The 12,068-nt window shown below is 49.6% G+C and carries 12 protein-coding genes; 8 read left to right on the forward strand and 4 right to left on the reverse strand.

What is annotated here, in order from left to right:
- Nucleotides 1-8: 8 nt before the first annotated feature.
- Nucleotides 9-1,022 (reverse strand): LacI family DNA-binding transcriptional regulator, encoded by a 1,014-nt coding sequence (locus AC6I8T_RS26725; RefSeq protein WP_208727242.1) that lies wholly within the window; start codon nt 1,020-1,022, stop codon nt 9-11.
- Between the two features lie 271 nt (nt 1,023-1,293).
- On the opposite strand from AC6I8T_RS26725, the gene AC6I8T_RS26730 reads away from it, so the two are divergent.
- From AC6I8T_RS26730 to AC6I8T_RS26755, 6 genes are all read left to right on the forward strand, one after another.
- Nucleotides 1,294-1,614: a PTS sugar transporter subunit IIB gene (locus AC6I8T_RS26730; protein WP_208727243.1), complete on the forward strand. Its 321-nt coding sequence runs from the start codon at nt 1,294-1,296 to the stop codon at nt 1,612-1,614.
- The gene (locus tag AC6I8T_RS26735) at nt 1,614-2,930 is read left to right on the forward strand and encodes a PTS sugar transporter subunit IIC (protein ID WP_208727244.1); all 1,317 of its coding nucleotides are present in this window, start codon (nt 1,614-1,616) and stop codon (nt 2,928-2,930) included. Before AC6I8T_RS26730 ends, AC6I8T_RS26735 begins: the two co-directional genes overlap by 1 nt.
- Nucleotides 2,930-3,262, forward strand: coding sequence for a PTS lactose/cellobiose transporter subunit IIA (locus AC6I8T_RS26740; protein WP_208727245.1), 333 nt, complete (start codon nt 2,930-2,932; stop codon nt 3,260-3,262). The genes AC6I8T_RS26735 and AC6I8T_RS26740 overlap by 1 nt, the downstream gene beginning before the upstream one ends.
- Before the next feature lie 38 nt (nt 3,263-3,300).
- Nucleotides 3,301-4,740: a 6-phospho-beta-glucosidase gene (locus tag AC6I8T_RS26745; RefSeq protein ID WP_497834875.1), complete on the forward strand. Its 1,440-nt coding sequence runs from the start codon at nt 3,301-3,303 to the stop codon at nt 4,738-4,740.
- 69 nt (nt 4,741-4,809) lie between these two features.
- On the forward strand, nt 4,810-5,610 hold the full coding sequence (locus AC6I8T_RS26750; protein WP_497834876.1) for a Cof-type HAD-IIB family hydrolase: 801 nt from the start codon (nt 4,810-4,812) through the stop codon (nt 5,608-5,610).
- Nucleotides 5,611-5,745: 135 nt separating this feature from the next.
- A complete protein-coding gene (locus AC6I8T_RS26755) occupies nt 5,746-7,155 on the forward strand; it encodes a 6-phospho-beta-glucosidase (protein WP_497834877.1) in 1,410 nt (469 codons plus the stop codon).
- A gap of 57 nt (nt 7,156-7,212) precedes the next feature.
- Here AC6I8T_RS26755 and AC6I8T_RS26760 read toward each other — a convergent pair whose 3' ends face one another.
- Both AC6I8T_RS26760 and AC6I8T_RS26765 read right to left on the reverse strand, forming a co-directional pair.
- Nucleotides 7,213-8,448: an MFS transporter gene (locus AC6I8T_RS26760; protein ID WP_208727249.1), complete on the reverse strand. Its 1,236-nt coding sequence runs from the start codon at nt 8,446-8,448 to the stop codon at nt 7,213-7,215.
- A 63-nt stretch (nt 8,449-8,511) separates the two neighbouring features.
- On the reverse strand, nt 8,512-9,462 hold the full coding sequence (locus tag AC6I8T_RS26765; protein WP_208727250.1) for a sugar phosphate isomerase/epimerase family protein: 951 nt from the start codon (nt 9,460-9,462) through the stop codon (nt 8,512-8,514).
- A gap of 235 nt (nt 9,463-9,697) precedes the next feature.
- Here AC6I8T_RS26765 and AC6I8T_RS26770 point away from each other — a divergent pair, with 235 nt between their 5' ends.
- On the forward strand, nt 9,698-10,579 hold the full coding sequence (locus tag AC6I8T_RS26770; protein ID WP_208727251.1) for a MurR/RpiR family transcriptional regulator: 882 nt from the start codon (nt 9,698-9,700) through the stop codon (nt 10,577-10,579).
- 10 nt (nt 10,580-10,589) lie between these two features.
- The gene (locus AC6I8T_RS26775; RefSeq protein ID WP_497834878.1) at nt 10,590-11,543 is read left to right on the forward strand and encodes a ribokinase; all 954 of its coding nucleotides are present in this window, start codon (nt 10,590-10,592) and stop codon (nt 11,541-11,543) included.
- A gap of 73 nt (nt 11,544-11,616) precedes the next feature.
- Here AC6I8T_RS26775 and AC6I8T_RS26780 read toward each other — a convergent pair whose 3' ends face one another.
- The gene (locus AC6I8T_RS26780; protein ID WP_208727253.1) at nt 11,617-12,054 is read right to left on the reverse strand and encodes a 6,7-dimethyl-8-ribityllumazine synthase; all 438 of its coding nucleotides are present in this window, start codon (nt 12,052-12,054) and stop codon (nt 11,617-11,619) included.
- Between the last annotated feature and the right edge of the window lie 14 nt (nt 12,055-12,068).

Here is a 12,068-nt window from a genome sequence, read left to right on the forward strand (position 1 = left end):
CGTTTTACTTAACCATAGGGGCCATCACCAACGGATTGTCGATGGATCAATTCGCCACACATCAGGGACAACGCGCTAACCTCCTCGCCATCCAGCATTTTCGTGAGTTGCGCGAGGGCGCTGGCGACCATTTCTGCCATCGGAACATGCACCGATGTCAGCGCCGGGATGGTGTAGGAGGCGATGGGAATATCATCAAAGCTGAGCAGCGACACATCCTGCGGAATGCGCTTGCCCGCATTGTACAGGGCAGAGGCGGCCCCGATAGCCATATCGTCGTTACTGGCAACAATCGCCGAGAATGTCACGTTGCGTGCCAGCAATTCTTCAGCGGCTTGCTTACCGCTTTCCATGGTCCAACTGCCATCCAGCATCAACGCCGGTGCCATTGGCAAATTATTTTGGGTCATCGCGGCCTGAAACCCTTTTAATCGACTGAGACCGGTGTGAGAGCTGCCCATCCCTTTGATAAACGCGATATCGCGATGCCCACGGTGAATCAAATAATTCACCGCATCGAAAGTGTCTTTCTCATGGTCGGCACAGACGGAATATTGGGGAAACTTTTTTAGCCGGCGGTTCAGGATGATCAGGGGTTTGCTCAGGGTGGGGATCAGTTGGTCGATTTCTTCCACGCTCAGATAACGCGGGTAAATGATCACCGCATCACAACGGCTGTCGATGAGGAAATGAATGGCATCGCGCTCCTGCTGCGCGCTGTGTTTACCATCGGCCAGCACCAACTGGGAGCCGAGCTGTTCGGTCAGGGTCGCCACCTGAAACATCAGTTCGCTGAAAAACGGGCCATGATAAAGGGTATTAGGCACCATCAGGCCAATGCTATGCGAACGGTTGGTCGCCAGGTTACGTGCCACCAGATTGGGACGATACCCCATCTCGTCGACTGCCTGCATCACTTTGTCGCGCACCGTTTTGGACACATAACTGTGTCCGGCCAGTACACGGGATACGGTTGCCTTCGAAACGCCTGCGCGTTGGGCAACATCAAGCATGGTAATCATTCGTGTTCCTTGTTAGCTCACCTGCCTATTGTAACCAATAATACCGGCAACAGTAAAAGCCTGCCTTAAAATAACGCGTTGGCTATGTTGTTAAAATTAAACAGCATCGGGATGGAATAATCTGAAACCGGTTGCAGATTATTTTAACTTTATCACAAAATAAGCCGATACTTCGTTTGAGTTATAGATCACAAAAAAGATAAATTGAATCTGTAACCGGTTGCAGAGATGGCGAGTGACGCGTAAGAATTTAGAAAAAAAGGAGGGTGTCATGGTTAAAATCTTATTGTGTTGCTCGGCAGGAATGTCCACCAGCATGGTGGTGCAGCGAATGGAAAAAGCCGCGGTGCAGCTGAGTCTGGATGCCCGTATCGAAGCGGTAGGTATGGAGGAGTTCCGGGATAAAATCGCCGATTACGACTGTTGTCTGCTCGGTCCACAAATTAAATACAAGCTCACGGATTTCCAACAACGCGCAGCAGAATTTAATAAACCTGTCACCGTCATTAACACCATGGATTACGGCATGCTGAATGGTGAAAAAATTCTGAAGTCTGCCCTTTCCCTGATTGATTCCCATAAGGGGGCATAATGAGCACACTGGCTGATTCATTATTTGGGGTGATCGAGAATCGTATCAGTCCCATTGCCGCGCGGCTCTCCTCGCAGCGACATGTGGTGGCGATAAAAGATGGCTTTATTGCATCGATGCCATTTTTAATTGTTGGCTCTTTTATGCTGCTGTTCTCGCATCCTCCGTTCAGTGAAACCAGCCAGTGGGGATTTGCCCAGTGGTGGCTGGGTATCGTTAAGCAATACAACGATCAACTGATGATGCCCTACAACATGACGATGGGCATTATGGCGGTGTTTATTACCGGTGCGATTGCCTATAACCTGGCCCAGAGCTACAAACTTAACGGCCTGATGGCGGCGCTGCTGGCGTTGATGACGTTTCTGGTGGTGGCCGCCCCTGCAAAAGATGGGGCGCTTTCCGTCGCTTCGCTGGGCGGGGAAGGAATTTTTACCGCCATTCTGATCAGCCTGTACTGTACCGAGGTGATGCATCTGCTGGTGAAGTACAACATCGGTTTCAAACTGCCGGAGCAGGTGCCGCCGAAAATTCGTCAGTCCTTCGATCTGCTGATCCCGATTGTGGTGATATTTCTGACGCTCTATCCGCTGAATCTGTTTATGCAGAGCCACTTTGGCTTACTGATTCCGCAGGCAATTATGGCGGTATTCGCACCGATCATTTCCGCGGCTGATTCCCTGCCTGCGGTGCTGATTGCGGTGCTGCTGTGCCATCTGCTGTGGTTTGCCGGTATTCATGGTGCGGCAATTGTCGGCGGTATTTTGCAGGCATTCTGGCTGAGTAATCTGGGGCTTAACCAAGAAGCGTTAACCGCCGGGGAGCCTATTCCGAAAATCTTTATCGAACCTTTCTGGCAGTTCTTTATTACCGTCGGCGGTTCAGGTGCGACGATGGGGCTGGTGATTCTTTACCTGCGCAGTCGTTCCGCTCATCTGCGTTCTATCGGGCGTCTCGGCCTGGTGCCCGGCATGTTCAACATCAACGAACCGATTATCTTCGGCTCACCGGTGGTGATGAACCCGCTGCTGTTTATTCCGTTTATCACGACGCCATTGCTGAACGCCATCATCGCCTGGACGGCCACGCGTACCAATCTGATCAACCATGTGATTTCTCTGGCTCCCTGGACCACGCCCGGTCCGATTGGTGCGGCCTGGTCTACCGGCTGGGACTGGCGTGCAGTGGTACTGGTGCTGTTCCTGATTGGCCTGTCGACCCTGATTTATTACCCGTTCTTCAAGATGTATGAACGCCAGCTGCTGCAACAGGAAGCGGAGATGGCGCATGAAACCCTGGCAGAGGAGATGAAGTGATGAACGATATGGAAACCACGGTGATGGAACTGATTATCCATGCCGGAGAAGCGCGTTCCTCGGCGATGCAGGCCTTACAGGAGGCACGCAAACACAACTGGGGCGTGGTGGAGGCGATGCTGGAAAACGCCAGCCAGGCGGCGCGTGAAGCGCACAAAATTCAAACCTCACTGATTGGTGCGGATGAAGGCTGCGGCAAGATTCCGGTCAATCTGATCATGGTGCATGCGCAGGACCATCTGATGAACGCCATGCTGTGCCGTGACCTGGTGGAAGAACTGATTTATCTGCACCGCGAGGTGCAGGAACTGAGCAAAACCCAAACGCATTAATGTCGCAAGACGTCGTTAATCTACTTAAAGGAAGGATTATGTCTGACAAATTACCGGCAGGTTTTTTATGGGGCGGTGCCGTGGCGGCCCATCAGGTAGAAGGTGGCTGGAATGAGGGCGGTAAAGGCCCAAGCATCGTTGATGTGTTAACCGGTGGCGCACACGGTGTGGATCGTGAGATCACCGACGGCGTGATAGCGGGAAAACATTACCCCAACCATCTGGCGACTGATTTCTATCATCGCTACAAAGAAGATATCGCGCTGTTTGCTGAGATGGGGTTCAAATGCTTCCGCACCTCGATTGCCTGGACGCGCATCTTCCCCAAAGGAGATGAACTCACCCCGAACGAAGCGGGTTTGCAGTTCTATGACGACATGTTCGATGAACTGCTGAAACACGGCATCGAACCGGTCATTACCCTGTCGCACTTTGAGATGCCACTGCATCTGGTGAAGCAGTACGGCGGATGGTTGAACCGTGAACTGATCGATCTGTTTGTGCGTTACAGCGAAGTGGTGCTGAAGCGCTATAAACACAAAGTGAAGTATTGGATGACATTCAACGAGATCAACAATCAGCGCAACTGGCGCCGACCGTTGTACGGTTACAGCAATTCCGGGGTGATTTTCACTGACCATGAGAAGCCAGAAGAGGTGATGTATCAGGTGCTGCATCATCAGTTTGTCGCCAGCGCGCGGGTGGTGAAACTCGGTCATACCATCAATCCGGATTTCAAAATTGGCTGTATGCTGGCGATGGTGCCGCTCTATCCCTGGTCCTGCAACCCGGACGATGTGATGTACGCGCAAAAAGCGATGCAGGATCGCTATCTGTTCGGCGATGTGCATATGCGTGGTGCTTACCCTTCTTACATTAAGAAAGAATGGGAGCGTCGCGGATTCCACATTGAAATGGCCCCCGGTGATGAGCAGACGCTGCGTGAAGGCTGCACCGATTATCTCGGCTTCAGCTATTACATGAGCAACGCCGTGGAATACGCAACGGCGACGCAAACCGCGCATACGCCGCTGGAAGCCTTTCCCGGCAGCCGCAAAAACCCGCATGTGCCGGCATCAGACTGGGGCTGGCAGATTGATCCGGTCGGGCTGCGTTACACCCTTAACGCGTTGTATGAGCGTTACCAGAAACCGCTGTTTATCGTGGAAAACGGTTTTGGCGCCATCGATAAAGTGGAAGCCAATGGCGAGATCAATGATGACTATCGCATCAGCTACCTGCGTGCGCACATCGAGCAGATGAAGAAAGCAGTGCTGGAGGATGGTGTTGACCTGATGGGCTTTACCCCGTGGGGCTGTCTGGATTGTGTCTCATTTGGCACCGGCCAGTACAGCAAACGCTACGGTTTTATTTATGTCGATCGTAATGATGATGAAACCGGCGATTTCTCCCGCAACACAAAGAAAAGCTTCGACTGGTATAAAACCGTTATCGCCAGCAATGGTGAGCAACTTTAAGTCGATCAATTAACACGTCGCGGCGCGTTTTACATCGTGCCGCGACGGAATATATTATGGAATCATGTTTTGATTAAATTAATTATCAGCGATCTGGATGGCACCTTTCTGAATAGTCAGGGTGATTATGATCGAAAATTGTATCGCGAAGTTCGCCAGTTGATGCAGGAAAAAAGTGTCCATTTTGCCGCCTGCACCGGTAAACAATGTGAACGGGTGGAGGAGTTATTTGGCGATAATTCGCATGATATCTGGATTTTGGGAGACAGCGCCACCCGCATTAAACGCAACGGCGAATTTATTTATCAGTCGCTGATTGATAATCATCTGGGGCAGCAAATCATCGCCGCCCTGCACCAGGCGAGTTCCCGGCATGTGGTGATCGCCTGTACCCCATCTGGTGCGGTGATCCGTCAGGATACCCCCGCCCATCTGGCCGAGCGTGTTCGCCACTCTTATGCCAGCCTGCGGAAGGTGGAGGATCTCAGTAGCCTGACTGACGATTTTGTCAAAATTACCGTCTATGACGAAACGGGAAACTGCCCGCAAACGCGTCCGTCTCTGACGCCGTTTGAACATCAGGTGTATATCGTGGTAGCCGAAGCTGCGTGGATCGATATTGCCAATGAGGGGATACATAAAGGCAGCACCATCCGGCGACTTCAGGAAATGTTAAATATTGGTCGTCATGAAACCCTGGCGTTCGGTGACGGTTATAACGATATTGAATTACTTTCTGAAGCGGAATACAGCTTCGCCATGCGCAATGCATTTGATGAAACCAAAAAAGTGGCGAATTTTATTACAGGTTCTAATGATGAAAATGCGGTGTTAAATACTATCAAACGTATTTTGTCGCTACAAAATTAATAAAACCTGCGTCCTGTTTTCAATAAAAATATTCAGTCTCCAGGAAAGATATCATCCACGAGGTGAGGGCGAATGCTGGTCATTATCAGGCTGGCACGCTGTTGCCTGACCTGTAACCTGACGGAGTGCTGTCCTATGCAAAATAAGATAAAAATTGTCACTATCGGTGGAGGTTCAAGCTATACCCCTGAATTGATCGAAGGGTTAATTATCCGGCAGGCACAATTGCCGATTGCCGAATTGTGGCTGGTCGATATCGACGCGGGTGCGGAGAAAATGGAGATCGTCGGCAACATGGCAAAGCGTATGATTGCCGCCGCAAAACTGGACTGGCAGGTACATCTGACCCTCGACCGGCGTGAAGCCCTGAAAGATGCTGATTACGTCACCACCCAATTCCGCGTTGGTTTACTGGATGCCCGACTGAAAGACGAGGTGATCCCGCTGGCAAACGGGCTGCTCGGCCAGGAAACCAACGGTCCTGGCGGTATTTTTAAAGCTTTCCGCACCATTCCGGTGATCCTCGATATCATCAAAGATATGCGCGAACTCTGTCCAAATGCATGGCTGGTGGATTTTACCAATCCGGCCGGGATGGTGACCGAAGCAGCGATTAAACAAGGCAAATGGGAGAAAACCGTCGGCTTGTGTAATGTGCCATTCGGCCATATCAACCAGGCGTGTGAAGTGCTGGCGAAAGAGGAAAAGGATCTGTTCTTCAAATTTGCCGGTCTTAACCATTTTCACTGGCACCGCGTGTGGGACCAGCAGGGTAATGAACGTACCGCCGAATTGATCGAGAAAATCTATGCGCCGGAGCACCGGGCGAAAACGGATGAGGGACTGAAGAACATCCACCAGATCCCGTTTCATTATGAGCAGGTGAAACACCTCGGGGTGCTGCCTTGTGGTTATCATCGTTATTACTACCTTCAGGAGCCGATGCTGGCCCATGCGGTTGAGGAGTTCGAACGCTATGAAACCCGTGCTGAAGTGGTGAAAAAGACCGAGGCGCGTCTGTTTGAACTGTATAAAGACGTTAACCTGAACTATAAGCCGGAAGAACTCAGCCAGCGCGGAGGCGCGCATTACAGTGATGCCGCCTGTGATCTCATCGCATCGATTCATAACAACAGCGGCAAATTAATGGTGGTGTCCACCCGTAATAACGGAGCAATTGCCGACCTGCCGTTTGACTGCATCGTGGAGGTGACGGCATCGATTACCGCACATGGCCCTGAACCGTTGCGCTGGGGCGCATTGCCGTCTGCCGCACGCGGCATGATTCAGCTGATGAAGGCGATGGAAGAGACGGTGATTGAAGCGGCTGTTACCGGTGATTATGGTGCGGCGTTACATGCCTTTACCATCAATCCGTTGATACCGGCGGGCGACACGGCGATTAAAGTGCTGGATGAACTGTTGTATGCGCACAAAGCCTGGTTGCCGAAGTTTGCAGATAAAATCGCAGAAATAGAAAGAAATAAGCCGGAAGTCGTGCAGTTTGTGGATCGGTTACTGGCAGATAGAAAAACGCACGCCTAAGCAAAAGACAACCAAAGCGCCACAGGCACTTTGGTTGTCATATTCTGTATGACGGAATCATGCGGCTTTATCTTTCATCGCCACCTGGGAACCCAGCTCATCCGGGGTTTTCAGGAACGGTGTCAGTACTGCGCTCAGAATATATAGCCCGGCGTAGATACCCAGTACACCGCCAGCACCTAAAGAGGTGTAGAACAGGGCGGTGATTGCCGGAGCGATAAAGGCACCCAATCCGGCACCGAGGTTGAGTACTGACATGGCGGCACCTTTACTTTCAGGGGCCAGCATCGGGAACAAGGCGGAAAGCGGTACATAACCCGCCATTGTAACCCCGCACAGGCAGAGGACAAACGCCATCACATAGAAGTTATGGCCCAGCAGCTGGGGCACCAGCCAGACCAGAACCAACACAATGGCATAGCCCACGCCACCGACCCAAAGAATGGTATTACGCCAGCCAAATTTGTCGCCAAAGAAGCCAAAGAAGAGATTGGCGAAAATAGCCACGACAAACACAGCCGACCACATATGCAACCACTCGGTTTTGCTGTAGCCAAAACTGATCAGATACAGCGGCAGAAAGGTTGCCAGTCCATATTGTGCGACGCCATTGATTGATTTGACCACCAGCCCCATTGCAATCACCGGGCGTTGCAGGATAGTGATGCCCTTCATCAATTCGGCGGCACTAAAAGGATGGATTTCTGATGCAGGAACCTTGTCGCGATTTACCCAAATTGCCAGGGTGGCGCCTACAATTACGAATCCCATCCCGGTCCAGAGCACATGGATCTCCCCCATCACCGGAAGCGCCAGCGAGGAGAAAAAAGGTCCAATCACGCTCAAGCCCAGGGAGAAGGTAAACCAGAACCAACCCACTGCGGTTGAACGGCGTTCCAGCGGTGTACTGTAGTTAATCCACACGAGAAAGGAGTAAGCAAAAAGTGGATAGCCGATGCCGCGAATGGCATAGAACGGCAGCATCACGGCCATGTGCATCGAATGTAAGCCGATGCCGATAAAGCCAATGCTTCCCACGACAAAAGCAATCAAACCATACAGCATCACTTTGCGCGGCCCCAGTGTCTGCACAAAGACCCCAGTGACCCAGGCCGCCAGCGTTACCGCGATGCCATAGGCGGTAATCAGGAATGAGGCTTCAGCAACGGATAACCCTTTTTCAACTAACCAGATAGATATCCATGCCTGTTCAACACCGTCACCAATCATGAATATTGTCAGACCAATATAACCCCACAACAAATTTTTAGGTAAACCCAGTAGATTAAACATAGTTCCCCCCAGTGCAGGACACTGTATGGATAAAGAGACGAGGTAAGATAAATATAATTTTTATTAATTAATCATCTTCAGAACCAGGGATTGAACTTTGATCGCATCCTGATCTCTGATCAGACGTTCCATTTCTTCCAGACCAATTTGATCAATAAAATTCGACAGCGTTTTATACATGCGAATGTTTTGCGCGCATTCTGCTACCGGATCTTCCCGGCTGGGGAACGTATCAAAATAAACCAGCCCGTCAAAATTCACACGCTTCGCATAATAGATATATTCCAGCGTCTGCATCAGATGTACAGAACCCAGCATTAATCCATCATCAAAATGACCATAGCCATCATTCAGATGAAATCCAACTAGCTTGTTTTTACGCGCCGACAGGAATAATGAAAAAGCCGGGTTCTCTTTTTTCATGATCATGTGACAGAAATCAAGAGTGATACCGAAGTTTGGCGAACCCACATCGTCGATCAACATTAATGTTGAAGAAACATCCCCGATAAAGGAAAACGTCCTCGGCTCATAAGGTTTGTATTCAAAGCTGAACTGCATATCCGGGTGAGCTTGAGTCACCTGTTGCAAGGCGTTAACCAGTAATTCGTAGGCTCTGAAGTAATCCTGCTGGAAGGGATAATCGTAGCCGTCATAGCCGAACCAGAGCGTGACCGTGTTGCCGCCGAGGAATTTACACATTTCTGCGGCTTCCAGCGTAATGCGGATGGCCTTATTACGCAGTGCCTCATCGGGATTGGTAAATTCGCCGTTAATAAATTCTTTGTTATAACGTAGGGCAATGCCGCCAACTTTTAAACCGTTATCGGCGATGCAGGATTTAATCACAGACTTGTCCTGACCGATAAAATGTTCAGGATAATTCAATTCAATGTGGGTAAGACCTTCAGCCTGACCCATGCGAGTAATAAGATCACAGGTGTCCATATTATTCTTTGCTGAGAATAATTCAGGGCGAGATCGGAATGAATTGATACGGGACGAGAATTTCATGGCTTTTACCTTTAATGGAACGTCGGCAGAGTTATAAGGCAACTTGCTTTTGGGGTAAATGCCATGATGCAAATGATACTGAAAGTAAAATCATAATCAGAGAATGAAGGTTAAAATTTTACTCCGAGTAAAATACAAAAATAAAACATTTCACAACCTGTGACGCAGTTAACATTTTCGCGCTGAGAGCACATGCTAACCTTTTCCGCAGAAGGTTATTTGGTGGGTGAGTAGTATGCATAATCGTTTAAAAGGAAACGAAATATTTTTACTGGCGCGTACGCTGGCACCGGAGTTAGGAAGAAAAGAAAGGTCCATTGCACGATTTATTGATGATAATCCCGAAACGCTGGCTTCCATGTCTATCAGTGATATTGCCGATTATCTCGATGTCAGTGTCGCCAGTATTACTAAGGTGGCGAAAAAACTCGGTTTTACCGGTTTTCATGATTTAAAAATGAATATCGGGAAGAATGTCACTGTCTCTGAAGAGTTTATTGATGTCCCTCCGGTTTCCGGTGGTGAGTTTTACACTGAAAAGATTGTGGAAAGTACACTTTATAACTCCATTCTTGCCCTACAGGAGGCGTTGAAGGCGATAGATATTGCGGTGGTGAAATCAGTTGCCGCGCTGTTTATTCATCGCAGTGAAAACGCGCGGATAGTCATTGCTGGATGTGGTGGCTCTGGATCGATATGCGAAGATTTTAACCACAAGCTACTTAAAATTGGTATTTTCTCGTCGGTATTCAGCGATAGCCATAAGCAATTGATGAGCGCCTCACTGATGAGGCCGGGCGATATTTTATTGACAGTGTCTCATTCCGGGCAAACAACCGATATTATCAATATGACCAGGATGGCGAATGAGAAAGGTGCGGAGACGATTTGCCTGACTAATTATCCTAACAGCCCATTAAGTCATATCTCGCGCCACGCGATTATCTCATCGGTAAAAAACAATCCGATCACGGGTGAGAATGCAACAACGCGCATTGTTCATCTGAATATTCTGGATGCCATTTTTACCATTATTGCCAGCAAGACCAGTGAATTTAGTCAGGAAAGTTTACACAATACCAGAAACGCTGTGACGTCTAAACGCACAGTCAGTTAAGGATTTTATTATGAATGTTGATGTGGTTGTTATCGGCAGCCTGAACTATGACATCCTGGTGCAACAGGACCGTCTGCCTGATATTGGTGAAACCTTCACGGGCAATGAATTAATGTTGATGCCAGGCGGGAAAGGGGCGAATCAAGCCGTACAATGTGCCAGGCTTGGATTAGCCGTCAGCATGGTAGGCTGTGTTGGTAATGATATTTATGGCCGTGAATTAATTTCATCGCTGCATGAGAACCATGTTGGCGTCGATCATATTGCCGCGCGCGGCAATAACTCAGGCATCGGCATTGTCCAGATATTAGAATCAGGCGATTACTGTAGTACGATCATCAAGGGTGCAAATTATCTCATCACCGAAGACGACATTACTGATGAGTTGTTTGCAAATAAACCGTTGGTCATCTTTCAGTCAGAAATTCCGGCCAACATTGTGGAATATGCTATTCAAAAAGCGCACAAGTGGGGCAGTAGAATTCTGGTCAACAACGCACCTGCCCGTGATATTCCCGATGAAACGCTAAGGCTGATCGATTATCTGGTGGTCAACGAGACCGAGGCGAGTTTTATGCACGCTGCGCCCGTTAACTCGGTTGAGGAAGCTCTGAGCTGCGCCGTGCAGCTGAAGAAACGCATCGCAGGTGAGGTGATCGTCACGTTAGGCGAGAAGGGGGCGGTCATCTCTGGCGACGTGATTGCGCAACATTTTCCGGCGGTTTTCTGTCCGGATGTTGTGGATACCACCGGGGCAGGCGATTCCTTTATTGGCGGGATTGCTTACTGTCTTGTGAAGGGGATTTCATTGGCGGAAGCCGTACCGTTTGCTGCCGAGATCAGCTCCTGCTCAATCCAGAAATACGGTGGACAAAGTTCTTTCCCTATGTTGCCTGATGTGGCTCATGCGCTGCGTGTTAATCAGGAAAGCGTTCAATCAGTGGCAGCCACTGAGCAGCGATAAAAATATAACCAAGTTATTCCGTTATGTTATCCACGTTGGACAGGTCAGAATATAGCCTGTCCAACATCGTAAATTAGTCGATTGACAACTGGGTTATCGCCAGCACCGCGCGTGCCGCTTCTGCGCCTTTCTTCACAAAATGCTTTTCATAAAACTGAATAAATTCGTCGGCGGGTTGGAAATTGTGTGGCGTCAGTGAAACCGAGAACACCGGGACATTGGTGCTTAATTGCACATTCATCAGGCCATCCACGACCGCCTGAGCGACAAAATCATGACGATAAATGCCGCCATCGACCACCAGCGCGGCGCAGACAATGGCGTCATAGTGGCCGGTTTTTGCCAGGCGTTGTGCCAGTAAAGGCATTTCAAACGCACCAGGGACGTCCAGCGCCTTCACCTCGGCAGCGACATTTTGCAGCGTAAGTTCCTGCTGAAAACCTTCCAGCGCCTTACCGACAATCTCTTTATGCCAGCTGGCTTTAATAAAGGCGATATTCAATTTCTTCATAGTGACTCCAGTTT

The sequence above is a fragment of the Pantoea sp. X-Soil-OKNW-556 genome (assembly GCF_059730695.1).

Coding starts and splice junctions, on each gene's coding strand:
- AC6I8T_RS26725 (WP_208727242.1), bottom strand. CDS start 1,022: ATGATTACCATGCTTGATGTTGCCCAACGCGCAGGCGTTTCGAAGGCA.
- AC6I8T_RS26730 (WP_208727243.1), top strand. CDS start 1,294: ATGGTTAAAATCTTATTGTGTTGCTCGGCAGGAATGTCCACCAGCATG.
- AC6I8T_RS26735 (WP_208727244.1), top strand. CDS start 1,614: ATGAGCACACTGGCTGATTCATTATTTGGGGTGATCGAGAATCGTATC.
- AC6I8T_RS26740 (WP_208727245.1), top strand. CDS start 2,930: ATGAACGATATGGAAACCACGGTGATGGAACTGATTATCCATGCCGGA.
- AC6I8T_RS26745 (WP_497834875.1), top strand. CDS start 3,301: ATGTCTGACAAATTACCGGCAGGTTTTTTATGGGGCGGTGCCGTGGCG.
- AC6I8T_RS26755 (WP_497834877.1), top strand. CDS start 5,746: ATGCAAAATAAGATAAAAATTGTCACTATCGGTGGAGGTTCAAGCTAT.
- AC6I8T_RS26760 (WP_208727249.1), bottom strand. CDS start 8,448: ATGTTTAATCTACTGGGTTTACCTAAAAATTTGTTGTGGGGTTATATT.
- AC6I8T_RS26765 (WP_208727250.1), bottom strand. CDS start 9,462: ATGAAATTCTCGTCCCGTATCAATTCATTCCGATCTCGCCCTGAATTA.
- AC6I8T_RS26770 (WP_208727251.1), top strand. CDS start 9,698: ATGCATAATCGTTTAAAAGGAAACGAAATATTTTTACTGGCGCGTACG.
- AC6I8T_RS26775 (WP_497834878.1), top strand. CDS start 10,590: ATGAATGTTGATGTGGTTGTTATCGGCAGCCTGAACTATGACATCCTG.
- AC6I8T_RS26780 (WP_208727253.1), bottom strand. CDS start 12,054: ATGAAGAAATTGAATATCGCCTTTATTAAAGCCAGCTGGCATAAAGAG.